This window comes from Sporichthyaceae bacterium (genome assembly GCA_036493475.1).
Lineage (GTDB): Bacteria > Actinomycetota > Actinomycetes > Sporichthyales > Sporichthyaceae > DASQPJ01.
The window spans coordinates 21,924-39,739 of the sequence record DASXPS010000059.1; the positions used below are offsets into that span (position 1 = coordinate 21,924).

Consider the following 17,816-nt stretch of genomic DNA (forward strand, 5'->3'; position numbering starts at 1 on the left):
CTACTCCCTGCCGACGATCACGGTGAAGTCCGCGCCGGGCGGACACAGTGCGAGCACGGTGGGCGCGACCTGCGCCGGGTCGGTCACCGGCACCTGCAGCAGCCGGCTGCCGCTGATCAGCCACACGTCCGGAGTGATGGTCACCGGGCCCATCCGCTTGATGCCCCGGGCGAACACGTCGGCCACGCCGGCGCCGGGCTCCGGCGCGTGCACCGCGGCGGAGGACAACAACTCACCCCGCACGTCGATGACCAGATCGGCGAATTGGTCCAGCACCGCCATCCGCTCGGTGCTCGACCCGCCGTGGCACACCCAGAACTGGCCGACCTGACGGGCCTGCGGGTACCCGCGGTCCAGTGCCACCGCGGCCGCCTCGGTGGGGTCCGCCGGCGGCCGGCCGGGCATGGCGCCGGACAGCAGGGCCACCGACCCGGTGGCGGTTACCCGCACCGCGCCACGTTCGGCGAGATGTTCCACCCGCACGTCCAGGCTGCCCGCGCCGGCTCCCGCGCGCACCGCCTCGTCCTCCACTTCGGCGACCAAGGCGGCCAGCGAGCCGGGATCATCGGTGGCGAACGTGCGTTCCCGCTCGGCGCGGATCAGCGACAACGCATCGCCCACCGCGCTGATCACCTCGGCGTTCGCGGGCAACACCAGATCCAACGCCATGGCCCGGGCCACCGCGCGACCCAGCCCGCCCGCACCGCCACCCACCGCGACCAGCGCCGGGGAGTCGAGGTGGTGCGCGGTGATGACCTGCGTGACCAATTCGCACAATGCATCGGTGGACGCGCGCAACATGCGCAGGGCGACCTCGGCACCGGGCAGCCCGAGGAAGCGACCCGCTGCGGTGAACCCGGCCACCGCGGCCTCGGCGTTGCCCGCGGCGTAGTCCCCCGGGTGCGTCACCTGCAACGCATTGGCCGCACAGGTGTTGGTCAATGCTGCCCGCCGTCCGTCGGCCAACCGCAGCACCAGATAGTCGGCAGGGTCGCCCGCCCGGGGGGCGATCAGTTCCGCTGACGCGCCGTCAAGTTCCATCGGGGTAAGGAAACACACGTACGGCAGACCGGCGATGTGCGCGCTGCGTGGCCCCACGCCGTACACGCCCTTGCGGCCCTTGGTCTTCGCGCGCAGCAGCGAACCGCCCGCCACGCCCAGCACCCGCACGTCCAGTGCGCGCAACGCGGTGGCGTGACTGGCCACCTGCACGTAGGACAGCGCCGGTCGGCCGCGCCGCACGGCGGCCACGTTGGTGGAGGTGCCGCCGACCTCGACGATTACCGCATCAGAAATGCGGGTGGAGCGCAGTGCGCCGGCCACCGAGGCGGCCGGCCCGGAGTACAGCGTGCGGGCCGGTGCTTGCCGGAACCCGGACAGGTCGGTGGCCCCGCCGTCGCCGCGCATCACCATCACCGGCCCACCGATACCCGCGGCGGACACCCCGGAGCCGACCACCTCGGCGGTGCGCAGCGCGATCGGCAGCACCGAGGCGTTGATGGCCGCGGTGACCGCGCGCAACTCCAGCCCATACAGACCGGTGAGTTCCGCGGAGGTGGTCGCGGGCAGGCCCTGCCGCAACGCCATGGCGGCGACCATGGCCTCGTTGGTGGTGTCGTCCGGGGCGAACGCCTCCGCAACCGCGATCGCCTTCGCACCCGCCCCGACCAGCCGGGTCACCGCGGCTGCCGCGGTCTGCTCGTCCAAGGTGGCGACGTCGAGGAACTCGCTGACCAGTGGCAGCGTGCGCCCGGCGGCGAGTTGGATGCGCACGTCCACCGTGCGCTTGCGTGCCTTGCGCCGTTCCGCGCCGGTGCTCATGCCGATCATGCCGACGCAGGCCACGTCGCCCTCCAGCAGCGCGTTCACCGCCTGCGTGGTGGAGTGGGTAACCAGTTCGATGCGGTCCGCGCCGACCTGCCCGGCCAGCGTGGTCACCACCTGCACCACCCCGGCGGCAACGCCGTCGGCGTGGTCATGGGTGGTCGGCACCACCGCCTGCGCGACGACGGCACCCACGGCGGTGTCGAACGCGATGGCTTTGGTGAACGTGCCCCCGACGTCCACCCCGACTCGAACGCTCATCGCCTTCAGCGGTCCGCGGAGGGTTCCAGCACGGTGAACCGCACGCCGGCCACCGGCGCCGCGGTCGATGCCGGGGTGGGCGTGGCGGAGCGCGGGATCGGGCGCGGCGCGGGACGACGAATCCGTCGCGGTCGGATGCCGAACATGTACACCGCGCCCATCAGGTAGATCGCGGTGAGCAGGCCCTGAGCGAGGATCGTCTCCCGGCTGGGCCAGTAGCCCACCGACTGGGACACGAAGATCGGCGCGGTCGGCCAGCTGTCCCACCGGTGCAGCGCGAGCACGTCGGCCTCCTGCAGCGCGCGCACCGCGTTGCCGAGGAAGGCCACCGAGGTGGCCATGAGCAGGATCACCGCGGTGGACAGGAACACCTTGACCGGGATGCGCCGGCCGAGCCGGAACACCACCCAGGCGACCACCGCCAGGCACACCGCCCCGGTAAGGACCCCGGCCACGATGTACCAGCCCAGGCCCGAACCGAAGCCGGCCAACGCCTGGTAGAACAACGCGGTTTCGAACCCCTCGCGGTACAGCGCGGTGAAGCCGACCAGCGTCAGCGCGGTCGCCGAGCCGGCCGAGGCCGCCGTCCACACCCGGGCGCGCAGGAACTCCAACCAGCGCTTCTGTTCCATCCGCGAGATCAGCCAGAACGAAACCCAGAACAGCACCACCACCGCCAGCAGCGCGGTGATGGCCTCGAGCAGTTCCCGGCCGAACGGCAAGGCCTGCAGCACGCCCTGCAACAGGAAGAACGTGCCGATGGTGGCCAGCACCGCGGCGCCCATGCCGATGAGCACCGGCTTGCGGAACCGCCCGGCCTTGGCCGCCTCCAGGTACCCCAGCAGCACCGAGATCAGCAGCACGGCCTCCAGGCCCTCCCGGAAGATGATCACGAAGGCCTGGCCGAAGACCAGCGATGGCGCGGACAGGCCGGTGTCGGTGAGCGTGCGTTCGGCGTCGTCGATGAGTCCGCGCAGGTCGATGATCTCGCTGCGGATCTCCGCGACCGGGGCGTGCGAGGAAATGGATCCGCGGATCTCGGCGAACTTGGTTTCCGCGCGGGCGGTGAGTCCGGCGTCGGCCACCCGCAGCGGGATCTCGACGTACTCGAAGTGGCTGAGGTAGCCGTCCTTGGCCTCGGTGAAGGCCTGCTCGGCGTGGCCCTCCTTACTGAGCGCAAGCGTGCGGTCGATGGAGCCGCGCACGATCTGCAACTGGTGGATGGCGTCGGACCGGGACACGCCGGTGGACACCGCGGCACCCGCGGTGCTCGCGCCGGCCAGCTGCAGGCCGAGCAGCGCCGCGAGCAGCAGCAGCCCGGCGGCGGCCCAGCGGCGGGGTGCGCGGTCGATGGTCATCAGGGGGTCGGCGAGGCCGAGGAACTGGGCGACGACGAGGTCGACGGGCTCGGCGAGGCGGCGTTTACCGGGTGTGCCGCCAGGTAGGAGTCGGCGGTCGTGGTCACCAGCGCAGCTGCGGTCTTCGCAGAGGTGTCGTCCTTCTGCGTGACCGCCTTGCCGATCACCGCGAACTGGTCCTCGAAGGTGAGGTAGGCATTGGAGTCGTTGGCCTTGATGGTGCCCTCGATGCTCTCCCAGATCGGCTCGATCTGTGCCTGCAGGTCCTTGGCGTGGTTGTTGTCCGACGACGCGCTGTCACCGATCTGGTTGGCGATGTCCTTGAGCTTGCCCAGGCCGTCGGCGACCTCGGAATCCGGGGCGCGTACGTCCTCCGGCGAGCCGTTGCCGTGCTCGGTGCCGACCGCCGGGGAATCGGCATGCGACGAGCTACCGCCGCAGGCGCTGACCCCCAGAATCATTGCCCCGGCCAACGTCCCGGCGGCCAACACGCGCCTCGCTTGCATCAGCAATCACCCCACGCATCAAGCGCACCCCGACGGCACGTCAGATCAGTCAAGGCTAACCTAACTGGATGTGCGGGGTATTTTCTCCCTTTGCCCCTCCAGCCCCACGGTTCCCGGACGTGAGTCGGCGAGGGTGCTATCGGCCGCCGGCCTCCTGCATGCCACGCAGTTCCCGCTTCAGCTCGGAGATCTCATCGCGCAGTCGAGCCGCGAGTTCGAAGGCAAGTTCGGCGGCCGCGGCGTGCATCTGGTCGGTGAGCTGCTGGATGAGATCGGCGAGGTCCATGGCGGGCAGGCCGGCCAGCTCCGCGGCGTGGCGACCCGGCCGATCCGCGGACACCCGCGAGGACAACCCCGGCACCGGCGCCTTGCCCCGGCTGCGCTGCCGGCCGGCGCCACCGATCAGCTCCGCGGTGTCCGCGTCCTCCCGGGCGATCGAGTCGAGGATGTCGCCGATCTTCTTGCGCAGCGGGGTCGGGTCGATGCCGTGCTCGGTGTTGTAGGCAACCTGCTTGGCCCGGCGCCGGTTGGTCTCGTCGATGGCCTTCGCCATCGACGGGGTGATGGTGTCCGCGTACATGTGCACCTGCCCGGACACGTTGCGGGCCGCGCGACCGATGGTCTGGATCAGCGAGGTGCCGCTGCGCAGGAAGCCCTCCTTGTCCGCGTCCAGGATGGACACCAGGGACACCTCCGGCAGGTCCAGGCCCTCACGCAGCAGGTTGATGCCGACCAGCACGTCGAACACGCCCACCCGCAACTCGCGCAGCAACTCCACCCGGCGCAGGGTGTCCACCTCGGAGTGCAGATAGCGCACCCGCACGCCGAGCTCGAGCAGATAGTCGGTCAGATCCTCGGACATCTTCTTGGTCAACGTGGTGACCAGCACCCGTTCGTTGCGCTCGGCCCGGGCCCGGATCTCGTGCAGCAGGTCGTCGATCTGACCTTTCGTCGGTTTGACCACGATCTCCGGGTCGATCAGGCCGGTGGGCCGGATGATCTGCTCGACCACCCCGTCCCCGCGGGAGAGTTCGTAGGGTCCGGGCGTGGCCGAGAGGAACACCGTCTGGCCGACGCGGTCGAGAAATTCCTCCCAGCGCAGCGGCCGGTTGTCGCAGGCCGAGGGCAGCCGGAAGCCGTGGTCGACCAGCGTGCGCTTGCGGGACATGTCGCCCTCGTACATCCCACCGATCTGAGGCACCGTCACATGTGACTCGTCGATGACCATCAGGAAGTCCTCGGGGAAGAAGTCCAGCAGGCAGTGCGGCGGGGACCCTGCCTCGCGGCCGTCGATGTGTCGGGAATAGTTCTCGATGCCGGAGCAGAACCCAACCTGACGCATCATCTCCACGTCGTACTGGGTGCGCATGCGCAGCCGCTGTGCCTCCAGCAACTTTCCCTGCTTCTCCAGCTGGGCCAGCCGCTCGGTGCACTCGGCCTCGATGCCGACGATGGCGCGTTCCATGCGCTCGGGCCCGGCCACGTAGTGGGTGGCCGGGAACACGTGCACACTGTCCGGCTCGGAGATGACCTCGCCGGTGAGCGGATGCAGCATCATGACCCGCTCGACCTCGTCGCCGAAGAACTCGATGCGCAGCGCGTTCAGCTCGTACATCGGGAAGATCTCCAGCGTGTCCCCGCGCACCCGGAACGTGCCACGGGTGAATGCGACGTCGTTGCGGGCGTACTGCATCGTGACAAGCTGGCGGAGCAGCTGATCCCGCTCGACCTCGTCGCCTACGGACAGGGCGACCATCCGTTCCAGGTACTCCTCCGGCGTGCCCAGGCCGTAAATGCAGGAGACGGTGGCCACCACGATCACATCACGGCGGGTGAGCAGCGAGTTGGTGGCGGAGTGGCGCAGCCGCTCCACCTCCTCGTTCACCGAGGAGTCCTTCTCGATGTAGGTGTCCGACTGCGGGACGTAGGCCTCGGGTTGGTAGTAGTCGTAGTAGGAGACGAAGTACTCCACCGCGTTGTGCGGCAGTAGCTCGCGGAACTCGTTGGCCAGCTGCGCGGCCAGCGTCTTGTTCGGCGCCATCACCAACGTCGGGCGCTGCACCTGCTCGACCAGCCAGGCGGTGGTGGCCGACTTGCCGGTACCGGTGGCACCGAGCAGCACGACGTTGCGCTCCCCTGCATTGATCCGCGTGGTCAGCTCGGCTATCGCGGCCGGCTGGTCACCGGACGGGGAGTAATCGCTGACCACCTCGAAGGGGCGGGTGGTCCGCCGCAGCTTGGCCTGACGTTCCGCATCGATCCGCACGGTGCCCACCGTACGTTCCCGCACCGACAGAAGCCGCCGCGCGGGGCCCGCACGGATTACGCTCCCGTTTCGCCCCGGACGCAAGGATGGGCGCCGCTGGAGCGGCGCCCATCCTGTTGGCGCGGGGTGGATCAGGTGTGCAGCTTGCCGCAGACGGCCGGGGAGGTCGCGGCCAGCGGGAGCGAGGGCACGATGTCGCTCTTCTCCTTCTGGGCCTTCTTCGACAGCTTCGCCGGGTCCAGGCCGTGCACCACGATGGTCGCCTTGCCCTCCTTGATCGCCTTGACGGTGGCCTTGTCCAGGGTGATGGTGCGCTTGTAGTGGATCGAGCCGCCGCTCGGCGCGGTGGTCAGGGTCAGGCCGGCCTTCGGGCTGGCGTCACCGCTGGTCGTCAGGCTCGCGCCGATGCCACCGTACGCCGGGGTGCCCTCGGTCGTGGAGATCACGCCGTCGTTGTTCTTGTCCGCCTTGATGGTCGGGCACTTGCCCAGGCCGCCGGTGTGGATGTGCTGCACGTGCGGGAACGGCTTGCCCATGAACTTCGACGCCAGGCCGGTGACGTCCTCGACGATGGTCGCCTTGTTGCCCGTGAGCGTGAGGGTCAGGGTGCCGTGTGCGTGCGAGCCGCTCAGCCCGGTGAGGGTGGCGGTGTAGACGGTGGACGTCGCGGCGTTGGCCGGGGCGGCGAGGCCCAGACCGGCAACGAGCACGATCGGCAGGGAGCCGACCACGAGCTTGGACGCGAGATTCATCTGGTTTTCTCCTGGGGATTCAGTGCTTGGGGGTAACTGTGTCTGCTTCGTCCGGTAGGTCGGCGCGGTTTGGCGGATTTGCGAGTTTCTAACCCAGCAGCGCGGAGCAAGCCCGCCGGCGGGCCGGCCCGAAGAAGGGATATGAGCAGACCGGCTGCCGTGGTGACGGTCATCGCGTTGTTGTCGGTGATCGGCGGATGCTCCTCCGGCACACAGCACGTCGCGACGACACCGCCCGCAGCGGCCGCGCCCACGATCACCGACGCGGTGATGTCTTCGGGCATGGCGATGTCGCTGAGCACCGCCGGACCGTCGAAGCCCGCCGCGATGATCTGTTCCGAGGAGGTGCGCGGCGACCTACGCACCATCCTGGGCGCCAAGCAGCTCCCGGCCGGCGCGCCGTCCTGGCGATACCCGGTTTACACATGCAGCTACCGACTGGGCATGGGCACCCTGACCCTGGCCGTGCACGAGTCCGCCGACGAGACGACCGCGGCGGCGACCGTGCGCCGGCTGCGCCGCGACCTCGGTGGCGGCCCGAGCGTGCTGGGCCTCGGGCCCGACGGCTACACGCCGGCCGACGGCGTCGTGTTGCTGCGCAAGGACAACGACGTGCTGGTAGTCGATGCCCGTGGGCTGCCCACCGTTTTCGGCAGCAATGATCAGCACCGCGCCGACTTCGCCTTCGAGGTTGCCACCACCATCCTCGGCTGCTGGACCGGGGACGACGACTGACGACGGGTCAGTGGGTGTCGGTGATCATCCCGGCGCCCACCGTGACGTTGGTGGCCTCGTCGATGAGGATGAAGCCGCCGGTGGTGCGGTTGTTGCGGTAATCGTCGACGAACAACGGCACCGTGGTGCGCAACCGCACCCGCCCGATGTCGTTGAGCCCCAGTTCGCCGGTCGTCTCGTCGCGGTGCAGGGTGTTCACATCGAGGCGGTACTGGACGTCCTTCACCAGGGCCCGCGCCGAACGCGTGGTGTGCTTGATCACCAGCTTCGCCCCGACCCGCAATGGTTCATTGATCATCCACGCAACCATGCCGTCGATGTCCTGCGTCACCGTCGGCATGTTCTTAGGCCGGCAGATCATGTCCCCGCGCGACACGTCGAGGTTGTCGGCCAGCCGCACCACCACCGACATCGGTGCGTACGCCTCAACCACCGGGCCGTCGAGGGCGTCAATGGCCTCGATGGTGGTGGTGAACCCGCTGGGCAGCACGGTGACGGTGTCCCCCGGCTTGAGCACGCCGCCCGCGACCTGGCCCGCGTAACCGCGGTAGTCATGGTGTTCCTTGGTTTGCGGGCGGATCACGTACTGCACCGGGAAGCGCACGTCGATCAGGTTGCGGTCGCTGGCCACGTGCACGTGCTCGAGGTGGTGCAGCAGTGACGGTCCGTCATACCAGGGCGAGGCCGAAGAGCGCTCCACGACATTGTCGCCGTTGAGTGCGGAGATCGGGATGATCACCAGGTCGCGGATGCGCAACCGGGCGGCGAAGGCGACGAACTCGGAGTGGATGCGGTCGTAGACCTCCCGGTCCCAGTCGACCAGGTCCATCTTGTTCACCGCCACCACCAGGTGGGGCACCTGCAGCAGCGAGGCGAGGAACGCGTGCCGCCGGGATTGCTCGACAAGGCCGTTGCGGGCGTCCACCAGGATGATCGCCAGGTCCGCGGTGGACGCACCGGTGACCATGTTGCGGGTGTACTGAATGTGCCCCGGGGTGTCCGCGATGATGAACTTTCGTTTGGGCGTGGCGAAGTAGCGATACGCCACGTCGATGGTGATGCCCTGTTCCCGCTCGGCGCGCAGGCCGTCGGTGAGCAGCGCCAGGTCGGTGTACTCGCGGCCCTTGTCCCGGCTGACCTTCTCCACGTGCTCGAGTTGGTCCTCGAAGATCGACTTGGTGTCGTAGAGCAGTCGCCCGATCAGCGTGGACTTGCCGTCATCGACAGACCCCGCCGTGGCGAAACGCAGCAGGTCCATTTAGAAGTAGCCCTCTTTCTTGCGGTCTTCCATCGCTGCTTCGGTGGCCCGGTCATCGCCCCGGGTGGCGCCGCGTTCGGTCTGCCGGGTGGCCGCGACCTCGGCGATGATTGCCTCGACGTCGCGGGCGTCCGAACGCACCGCCGCGGTCAGCGTCGCGTCGCCCACGGTGCGGTAACGCACGGTCTCGACGAAGCACTCCTCGCCCTCGCGTGGCCGACAGAACTCGTTGTTGGCCATCAGCATGCCGTCGCGGGAGAACACCTCGCGCTGGTGCGCGTAGTAGATCGAGGGCAGCGCCACGTGCTCCGCGGCGATGTAGTGCCAGATGTCCAGCTCGGTCCAATTGGACAACGGGAAGACCCGGATCGACTCACCGGTGTGAATACGCCCGTTGTAGAGGTTCCACAGCTCCGGGCGTTGGTTCTTCGGATCCCACTGGCCGAACTCGTCACGGAAGGAGAAGATCCGCTCCTTGGCCCGGGCCCGTTCCTCGTCGCGACGGGCCCCGCCGAACAGCGCGGTGAACCGGTGTTTCTCGCAGGCCTCCAGCAACACCGGCGTCTGGATGCGGTTGCGCGAGCCGTTGGGTTCCTCACGCACCAGGCCGCGTTCGATCGCGTCGGGCACCGAGGCCACGATCAATTGGACGCCGCAGCGAGCCACCTCGGAGTCGCGGAAGGCCAACACCTCACCGAAGTTGTGCCCGGTGTCCACGTGCATCACCGGGAACGGGATGGGTGCGGGGGCGAAGGCCTTCGCGGCCACGTGCAGCATGACCGCGGAGTCCTTGCCACCGGAGAACAGCAGACACGGCCGCTCCATCTCCGCGGCCACCTCGCGGATGATGTGCACGGCTTCGGATTCCAGCGTGCGCAGTTGCGAGAGCTGGTAACTGTGCGGGGCGATCGTCTGATCCATCGGGTCAACTTCCGTTGATCGCGGCGAGCACCGCGTCGGCGTATTCCGGTCGAGCCACCACCAGATCGGGCAGGGACAACTCGGCGCGGTTGTAGCGCAGCGGCGAACCGTCCACGCGTGAGGTGTGCAGGCCGGCCGCACGGGCCACGGCCACCGGGGCGGCGGAGTCCCACTGGTACTGGCCGCCGCTGTGCACGTAGACGTCGACGGTGCCGAGCACCACCGCAGCAATCTTGGCGCCGGCCGAACCCATCGCCACCAGCTCGCCGCCCAGCGCCTCCGCCACCGCGCGCGCGGCGGCGGGCGGGCGGGTGCGGCTGACCACGATGCGCGGCGGGCCGTCCGGTCGCGGACGGGCCGGCGACCCGTCGGAGGCGAGCACCACACCCTGCGCCGGTAACGCCACCGCGCCGACGATCAGGTCGTCAACGGCCCGGTCCCACAGCGCGACGTGCACCGCCCAGTCCTCGCGGCCCTCGCCGTACTCGCGGGTGCCGTCCAACGGGTCGAGGATCCACACCCGATCCGCGTGCAGCCGGGCCGGGTCATCCGCGGCCTCCTCGGAGAGCACCGCGTCGGCGGCCCGAGCCGCACGCAGGCCGGCGGCGAGAAGCTCCTGGGCGGCCCGGTCGCCGTCCGCGCCCAGCGAGGCCGAGCCCGCCGCGCGTAGTCGCAGCAGCTGCTCCCCCGCCGCCCGGGCGAGATGCACGGCCAGTTCAAGGTCGGTGGCGTCGACGGCGGCCCGCTCGCCGGAACGGGTCTGCACGTGCTGGTACGTCCTTTCGCGCAGGCGGGGGTGTTCGGAGGATTTTACGTGCCCAACTCCGATGCCCTTCGTCCTGTTCCATCCGCGGTGCCCCGCGCCACGCGCGGGAGACGCGACCGCGACGCCCCGGTGTCTGAGAAAGCGCTAAACAGCAAAGATCACGAATTGACAACAACCCCACAGGGCGCGAGAAGATCGGGCATGGCCGACGTCGTCCCTCTGCGCGCTCGTGCACCGCGGCCGGACGCAGCCGAACCCGTCGTCTTCGACGACGCGGCGGGTCCCGGCTGGTTGGCCGTGCAGTGGCTGCAACCCGGTGGGGTGGACCTCGCGATCGGCCTGGACGGCACCGAGGCCTCGGTGTTCCGACTGGCCACGCAGGACGTTCTCGAGTTGGTCCGGGTGCTGGTCGAGGGCCTCGGTGAGCCCGGCCCGGTGCACTTGGGTCCGCCGGCCACCGTGCTGCCGTGGACCCCGCGGCGTCCGGGTCCCGTTACCTGACTTCGTTCTGACGCTTCTTCAGTTCGGCCCATAGCTCCTGGACGCGAGTCCGCATGGCCTCCCGGTCGCCGGAGTTGTCCAGCACCACATCGGCCGCGGCAAGGCGGGTGGCCCGGTCGGCCTGCGCGGCGATGCGCGCGCGGGCATCGGCAGGTTCCATGCCGCGCCCGTTCACCAGACGGTCCAGCGCCACCTCGGGGTCGACGTCGACCACCACCACCAGGTCGTAGGCGTTCGCCAACCCGGCCTCGACCAGTAGCGGAACGGCCTGGATGACGATCGCGTCCGGACCCGCCGCGCGCACCAGCTCGGCAGCCCGCACCCGTACCGCCGGGTGCACGATCCCGTTCAGCGTCTGCCGGGCGGCGGGGTCGTTGAACACGATCGCGGCCACCTTGGCCCGGTCCATCTCCCCGTCGGGCCCGAGCACCTGCGGCCCGAACGCGGCCACCACCGCGGCCAGCCCCTCCGAGCCCGCGGCGACCACCTCCCTGGCCAGCACGTCGGAGTCAACGATCACCGCGCCCAGCCGCGCCAGTTCGTCGGTGACCGTGGTCTTCCCCGACCCGATACCGCCGGTCAGCCCCACCTGCACGCGGTGCATCCTGCCGGCGCCCGGGCCTCCCGTTGCAGGGCGGGTCCGTTCGTTCGCTCATTCATGAGCGCAGCGAGCACTGTCATACCCGGGGCGTCGTTCTCGGGGCGAATTTGGGCCTTCGGATGACGCCTGCCGTATGGGAGAGCTCCGCCAGATCATGAATGAGCGGAGGATCCCGCCAAGACGCCGAGGGGCCCCGACCGCGAGTGCGGCCGGGCCCCTCGGTACGAACTAGCTGCGGCCGGTGAGCTTCTCGCGCAGCGCGGCCAGCGCCTCGTCGGAGGCCAGCGTGCCACCGTCGGACTCGACGCTGGAGGCCTCCGAGGAGTAGGACGTCTGCGCCGCGTCCTCGCCCTCGCCACCCACGCCGGCCTCGGCGTCGGCGGCCTTGGCGGCGACCACCTGCTTGCGGTGCGCGTCGTAGCGGGCGCGGGCCTCGGCGTACTGCCGCTCCCACTCGACCTGCTGGGTCTCGAAGCCGGGCAGCCACTCGTTGGTGTCGGAGTCGAAGCCCTCCGGGTACACGTAGTGGCCCTCGGCGTCGTACTCGACCGGCATGCCGTACAGCGCCGGGTCGAAGTGCTCCTCGCCGGTGTCCGCGGCGCCGCCGGCGCCTTCGTTGGCCTGCTTGAGCGACAGCGAGATGCGCCGGCGCTCCAGGTCGATGTCGATGACCTTGACGAAGATCTCGTCGCCCACCTGTACGACCTGCTCGGGCACCTCGACGTGGCGCTCGGCCAACTCGGAGATGTGCACCAGGCCCTCGATGCCCTCGTCGACGCGGACGAACGCACCGAACGGCACCAGCTTGGTGACCCGACCCGGCACGACCTGACCGATCGCGTGGGTGCGGGCGAACTGCTGCCACGGGTCTTCCTGGGTGGCCTTCAGGGACAGCGAGACGCGCTCGCGATCCATGTCCACGTCGAGCACCTCGACGGTGACCTCCTGGCCGACCTCGACCACCTCGGAGGGGTGGTCGATGTGCTTCCAGGACAGCTCGGAGACGTGCACCAGACCGTCGACCCCACCGAGGTCCACGAACGCGCCGAAGTTGACGATCGAGGACACCACACCGGGCCGGACCTGGCCCTTCTGCAGCGTGGTCAGGAAGGTCTGGCGGACCTCGGACTGGGTCTGCTCGAGCCAGGCGCGACGGGACAGCACCACGTTGTTGCGGTTCTTGTCCAGCTCGATGATCTTGGCCTCGAGCTCCTTGCCCACGTAGGGCTGCAGGTCCCGCACACGGCGCATCTCGACCAGGGAGGCCGGCAGGAAGCCGCGCAGGCCGATGTCCAGGATCAGGCCACCCTTGACGACCTCGATCACCGAGCCGGTGACGACGCCGTCCTCCTCCTTGATCTTCTCGATCGTGCCCCAGGCGCGCTCGTACTGGGCGCGCTTCTTGGACAGGATCAAGCGGCCTTCCTTGTCCTCCTTCTGGAGAACCAGGGCCTCGATCTCATCGCCGACCTTGACGACCTCATTGGGGTCGATGTCGTGCTTGATGGAGAGCTCGCGGGAGGGGATGACGCCCTCGGTCTTGTAGCCGATGTCGAGCAGGACCTCGTCCCGGTCGACCTTCACGATGACGCCTTCGACAATGTCGCCGTCGTTGAAGTACTTGATGGTCTCGTCGATGGCGGCGAGGAAGTCCTCGGCAGTGCCGATGTCGTTGATCGCTACCTGCGGCGGTGCGGCAGAGCTTGGGGTAAAGGCGTCGAGGGTGCTGGTCATAGGGTCGATTGCTCCGGCAACTGGGTGAGTCGGGAGGCCCGAGAGCCTCGTCGGCGCGCCAGGGGCCGCCCCCGCCTGCCGAGTAACCGCCCGACCCCTCCTGGTCCGACCGGCTCAGCTCGAGCCGACGAATACCGAAAGACACCTGACTGGAACGCGACCTGCGAGCGCGCGACCTCCTAGGTCCGAGGTCACACCAGCCCACAACGCGTCTGCCAGGATACTCCCTGCGGTTGACAGGCTTCAATCGACTCGGGGGCACGGGTGGGGTCGGTGGGGCGCGGCGAGCCCGGGGTCTGCGGGTCCGAGGACACCGTTCGGGCCAATCGGGCCTGGTGGGACACGGCGGCCGCGCAGTACCAGGCCGAGCACGGTGCGTTCCTCGGCGACGCGGATTTCGTGTGGTGCCCGGAGGGGCTGCGCGAGGCCGACGCGCGGTTGCTGGGCCGGGTGGACGGGGCCGACGTGCTGGAGATCGGCTGCGGGGCGGCCCAGTGCGCCCGGTGGCTGCGCACCGAGGGTGCCCGGGCGGTCGGCATCGACCTGTCTGCGGCGCAACTGGGGCAGGCCCGGACATTGGACAAGCGCACCGGGGTGCGGGTTCCCGCGGTGGTGGCCGATGCGGCCGCGCTGCCGTTCGGTGACGGGGCCTTCGACCTGGCCTGTTCGGCGTTCGGCGCGTTGCCGTTCGTGGCCGATGTGGCAGGTGTGCTGGTCGAGGTGCACCGGGTGCTGCGGGCGGGCGGACGGTTCGTGTTCTCCGTCTCGCACCCGATCCGGTGGTGCTTCCCGGACGACCCGGGCCCCGGCGGGCTGACCGTGCGGGACTCCTATTTCGACCGTCGGCCCTATGTCGAGCACGACGACGTCGGGGGGTTGTCCTACGTGGAGCACCATCGAACGTTCGGCGATTGGGTGCAGCACATCGTCGCCGCCGGTCTGGTGCTGGATGGGCTGGTGGAGCCGACGTGGCCGGACGGCCTCGAGTCGGTGTGGGGTGGCTGGAGTCCGCTGCGCGGGCGGCTGCTGCCCGGCACCGCGATTTTCCTCACCCGCCGGGCCCCGGACCCGATGGGCACGGTCAGCCGGAGGTGACCACGCTCGTGTCGTCGCCCGGCGGTGCTTGCGGGGTTACCGGCGGCAGCGCGGTGAGGGCGAACGGGGTGAGCAGCAGCGTCTGCCCGACCAGGGCGGTTACCGGCACGCTCTCGGTAAGCACCTGGTAGCCGTCGGTCTCCGGCACTGCGACGGCGTACGCCCCCGGTACCAGGTCGGCGGCCAGCCAGGTGCCGGTGTCGTCGGTGCGCACGCTGAGCTCGGTGGGGCCGTGCAATTGCACAATGACGTTGGGCACCGGCTTGCCGAGTTGGTCGAGCACCTGACCGGTGAGGGTGCCGGTGGTGACGGCCGGCGGGGTCGCAACCGGCGGCGTCGGTGTCGGGTCGGGCTTGGACACCGGCGGCGTGGGTGGGGCTGCCGGTTGCGAGGGAGTCGGCTGCGGCGTGCTCGGGGTGGTCGGGTGCGGTGCTGGGCTCGTCGGCGGCGCGGTGGACGGCGTCGGGGTGGCGGCAGGGGCCACGGTGGGCAACGCGCCGGCGTAGATGCCGGCCCAGGTGAGCACCATCGACACGTACTCCCAGGACCGGTTGTACCGGTACACCGCGGCGAGCAGTCCGTTGCGGGTGGCCAGATCCCCGCCGCCCGCGCAGAGGAACGTCGCCGAGCCCAGCGCCGCGTCGTTGATGTTCTCCGGATCGGGCAGGCCGTCGCCGTTGCCGTCCCGACCGACCCCGCGCCAGGTGTCGGGCAGGAACTGCATCGGGCCGATGGCGCGGTCGTATTTCTTGTCCCCGTCCCACAGGCCGCCGTCGGTGTCGGTGATCCGGGCGAAGTTGCCGGTGCCGTCCAGCTTCGGGCCGATGATCGGCGGCGCGGCCCTCCCGGTGGCATCCAGGCTGCCGTTGTCCGCGTGGTCGGACTCGATGCGGCCGATGCCGGCCAACAGCGCCCAGGGCAGGTGGCAGGACGGTTGTTCGGCGGCCAGGGTGCGCGCGGCGGCCTGGTAGGCGGCGAGCACCTGCGGCGGGATGGAGCGGGACGCGCCGGAGGAGACCACGTAGGGCACGGGGGCCGGGGCGGTCGGCGTCGGGTTGCCCGGGGTCGTCACCGGGGTGACCGGGTCGGGCAGTTGGTCGGGACCGGCCACCTGACGCGGGGCGTCCGGGGTGTACAGGTCCGCCGGGGCGACGCCCGGCAACGGTTCACCGGTGCCGATGCCGTGCAGGAGGTCGACGCCGGTGGGCACCATGTCCGCGGCCTCGCTGTGGTGATGCGGCGGCAGCGCGCCGGCCGTGCCCATCACCACGGCGAGCACGGCCGTTGCCACCGCGCCCAGGCGCGCGTTCGTGGTGAAGATGTGCTTACCCATCGGGGCAGGTATCGGTGGTCTCGCCCCGAACCTTGAGCCCTGCGCGGGTATCGGTCAGTGACCGGCCTCGTGCCAGGTGCGGCCGATGCCCACCGAGACGTCCAGCGCAACGGACAGGGGGTAGGCGTTGCCCATTTGGTCGCGGACCAGGGCCTCGAGCGCTTCGAGTTCGTCGGGGGCGACCTCGAAGACCAGTTCGTCGTGCACCTGCAGCAGCATGCGGGAGTTCAGGTTGGCGGCGCGCAGCGCGTCGTCCACGCCGAGCATGGCAACCTTGATGATGTCCGCGGCGGAGCCCTGGATCGGGGCGTTCAGCGCCATCCGCTCGGCCATCTCCCGGCGTTGCCGGTTGTCGCTGGTCAGATCGGGCAGGTAGCGGCGGCGGCCGAGGATGGTTTCGGTGTAGCCCTCGCGGCGGGCCTCCTCGACCACCTCGCGCAGGTAGTCGCGCACCCCGCCGAAGCGGAAGAAGTACTCGTCGCGCAGTTCGCTCGCCTCGTCCACACCGATCTTCAGTTGGCGGGACAGGCCGAACGAGGACAGCCCGTAGGCCAAGCCGTAGGACATCGCCTTGATCTTCGCGCGCATCGCCTGGGTGACGCCGTCGGGTTCGACGGAGAAAACCCGGCTCGCCACCGTGGTGTGCAGATCCTCCCCGGACGCGAACGCTTCTTGTAGGCCGGTATCCGCGGACAGGTGGGCCATGATGCGCATCTCGATCTGGCTGTAGTCCGCGGTGAGCAGGGATTCGTAGCCCTCGCCGGCAACGAAGGCCGAGCGGATGCGCCGGCCCTCCTCGGTGCGGATCGGGATGTTCTGCAGGTTCGGGTCCACCGAGGACAACCGGCCGGTGGCGGCGATGGTCTGGTTGAACGTGGTGTGGATGCGGCTGCCCGCGTCGAGCATCGGCAGCAGGCCGTCGACCGTGCTCTTCAGCCGGGTGACGTCGCGGTGGCGCAGCAGATGTTCCAGGAACGGATGCTGGGTCTTCTCGTACAGGTCCACAAGTGACTCAGCGTCAGTGGTGTAGCCGGTCTTGATCTTCTTGGTCTTGGGCAGCCCGAGTTCCTCGAACAGCACCACCTGCAGCTGCTTGGGCGAGCCCAGGTTCACCTCGTGACCCAACGCTGCGAACGCGGCCTGCTCGGCGGATTTCACCTCGGCACCGAACTGCGCGGACAAATGCGCGAGGTAGTCCTCGTCGGCGGCGATGCCGGTCTGTTCGAGCCGGGCCAGCACGTCGACCAGCGGCAGTTCCACCTGCGCCAGCAACGACGCGCCGCCCTTACCGGCCAGGTCGTTGTCCAGATACGTCGCCAGGTCGATGACGGCCCGCGCGCGCACCATCGAGGCCTGCGCCACCGCCTGCTCGTCGCCGCCGTCGAAGGACAACTGCCCGTCGTCGACGCTGTCGTTGCGCAGCTCGCGGTGCAGGAAGCGCAACGCCAAATCGGAAAGCTCGAAGGACCGTTGCCCCGGCAACGCCAGGTAGGCGGATAACGCGGTGTCCGAGGTGACCCCGGCCAATGGCCATCCCCGGGCGGCGAGTGCCAACATCGGGCCCTTGGCGTCGTGCAGCGCCTTGTGCCGGGCCTCGTCGGCCAGCCAGCCGGCCAATGCGGCGTCGTCCTCGGGGTTCAATCCGGCCGGATCCACCCAGCACGCCGCCCCGTCCTCGGCAGCCAACGCCACCCCGGTCACGTTCCCGGTGCCCCGGCCCCAGGTGCCGGTGACGTCCACCCCGGTGCGCTCCGGACCGGCGGCATGCTCGGCCAACCAGGCGGCCACCTCGTCCGGGCCCAACACCGACCCGGAGATCTCGAACCCGGACTCGGCCTCCGGCTCGGCGGCCTCCAGCGTGGCCCACAACCGCTCGCGCAGCACCCGGAACTGCAGGGTGTCGAA

The 17,816-nt window shown here is 69.8% G+C and carries 15 protein-coding genes; 3 read left to right on the forward strand and 12 right to left on the reverse strand.

All coding sequences use genetic code 11. The features are described 5' to 3' along the window. From VGJ14_06845 to VGJ14_06865, 5 genes are all read right to left on the reverse strand, one after another. A complete protein-coding gene (locus tag VGJ14_06845) occupies positions 1-2,085 on the reverse strand; it encodes a hydantoinase/oxoprolinase family protein (protein ID HEY2832125.1) in 2,085 nt (694 codons plus the stop codon). A 5-nt stretch (positions 2,086-2,090) separates the two neighbouring features. Continuing rightward, positions 2,091-3,443, reverse strand: a complete 1,353-nt coding sequence (locus VGJ14_06850; GenBank protein HEY2832126.1) for an FTR1 family protein — start codon at positions 3,441-3,443, stop codon at positions 2,091-2,093. Beyond that, a complete protein-coding gene (locus tag VGJ14_06855) occupies positions 3,443-3,949 on the reverse strand; it encodes a hypothetical protein (GenBank protein ID HEY2832127.1) in 507 nt (168 codons plus the stop codon). Before VGJ14_06855 ends, VGJ14_06850 begins: the two co-directional genes overlap by 1 nt. Positions 3,950-4,085: 136 nt before the next feature. Continuing rightward, complete coding sequence (uvrB, locus tag VGJ14_06860) at positions 4,086-6,215, reverse strand: excinuclease ABC subunit UvrB (protein ID HEY2832128.1); 2,130 nt, start codon at positions 6,213-6,215, stop codon at positions 4,086-4,088. Between the two features lie 131 nt (positions 6,216-6,346). Next, positions 6,347-6,967, reverse strand: coding sequence for a hypothetical protein (locus VGJ14_06865; protein HEY2832129.1), 621 nt, complete (start codon positions 6,965-6,967; stop codon positions 6,347-6,349). A gap of 141 nt (positions 6,968-7,108) precedes the next feature. Between VGJ14_06865 and VGJ14_06870 the strand changes: the two genes are divergently transcribed. Further along, complete coding sequence (locus VGJ14_06870; protein HEY2832130.1) at positions 7,109-7,702, forward strand: hypothetical protein; 594 nt, start codon at positions 7,109-7,111, stop codon at positions 7,700-7,702. A gap of 7 nt (positions 7,703-7,709) precedes the next feature. Here VGJ14_06870 and VGJ14_06875 read toward each other — a convergent pair whose 3' ends face one another. The 3 genes from VGJ14_06875 to VGJ14_06885 are packed head-to-tail and all read right to left on the reverse strand — an operon-like array spanning position 7,710 to position 10,647. After that, positions 7,710-8,960: a GTP-binding protein gene (locus tag VGJ14_06875; protein ID HEY2832131.1), complete on the reverse strand. Its 1,251-nt coding sequence runs from the start codon at positions 8,958-8,960 to the stop codon at positions 7,710-7,712. Further along, the gene (gene cysD / locus VGJ14_06880) at positions 8,961-9,881 is read right to left on the reverse strand and encodes a sulfate adenylyltransferase subunit CysD (GenBank protein HEY2832132.1); all 921 of its coding nucleotides are present in this window, start codon (positions 9,879-9,881) and stop codon (positions 8,961-8,963) included. Between the two features lie 4 nt (positions 9,882-9,885). Next, complete coding sequence (locus tag VGJ14_06885; GenBank protein HEY2832133.1) at positions 9,886-10,647, reverse strand: inositol monophosphatase family protein; 762 nt, start codon at positions 10,645-10,647, stop codon at positions 9,886-9,888. Positions 10,648-10,848: 201 nt separating this feature from the next. Between VGJ14_06885 and VGJ14_06890 the strand changes: the two genes are divergently transcribed. Continuing rightward, positions 10,849-11,148 carry a hypothetical protein gene (locus VGJ14_06890; protein ID HEY2832134.1) on the forward strand — a complete coding sequence of 100 codons (300 nt, stop codon included), beginning with the start codon at positions 10,849-10,851 and terminating at the stop codon, positions 11,146-11,148. Here VGJ14_06890 and coaE read toward each other — a convergent pair. Together coaE and rpsA are read right to left on the reverse strand one after the other, a co-directional pair. Further along, positions 11,141-11,752 carry a dephospho-CoA kinase gene (gene coaE, locus VGJ14_06895; protein ID HEY2832135.1) on the reverse strand — a complete coding sequence of 204 codons (612 nt, stop codon included), beginning with the start codon at positions 11,750-11,752 and terminating at the stop codon, positions 11,141-11,143. The two genes, VGJ14_06890 and coaE, sit on opposite strands and share 8 nt — an antisense overlap. A 225-nt stretch (positions 11,753-11,977) precedes the next feature. Beyond that, positions 11,978-13,483, reverse strand: coding sequence for a 30S ribosomal protein S1 (gene rpsA, locus VGJ14_06900; GenBank protein ID HEY2832136.1), 1,506 nt, complete (start codon positions 13,481-13,483; stop codon positions 11,978-11,980). A gap of 273 nt (positions 13,484-13,756) precedes the next feature. Here rpsA and VGJ14_06905 point away from each other — a divergent pair, with 273 nt between their 5' ends. Then, complete coding sequence (locus tag VGJ14_06905) at positions 13,757-14,578, forward strand: methyltransferase domain-containing protein (protein HEY2832137.1); 822 nt, start codon at positions 13,757-13,759, stop codon at positions 14,576-14,578. Here VGJ14_06905 and VGJ14_06910 read toward each other — a convergent pair. Beyond that, positions 14,565-15,911 carry a carboxypeptidase regulatory-like domain-containing protein gene (locus tag VGJ14_06910; GenBank protein HEY2832138.1) on the reverse strand — a complete coding sequence of 449 codons (1,347 nt, stop codon included), beginning with the start codon at positions 15,909-15,911 and terminating at the stop codon, positions 14,565-14,567. The two genes, VGJ14_06905 and VGJ14_06910, sit on opposite strands and share 14 nt — an antisense overlap. Positions 15,912-15,965: 54 nt before the next feature. Further along, positions 15,966-17,816, reverse strand: a 1,851-nt coding sequence (gene polA, locus VGJ14_06915; GenBank protein HEY2832139.1) for a DNA polymerase I, incomplete at its 5' end; no start/stop codon positions are given.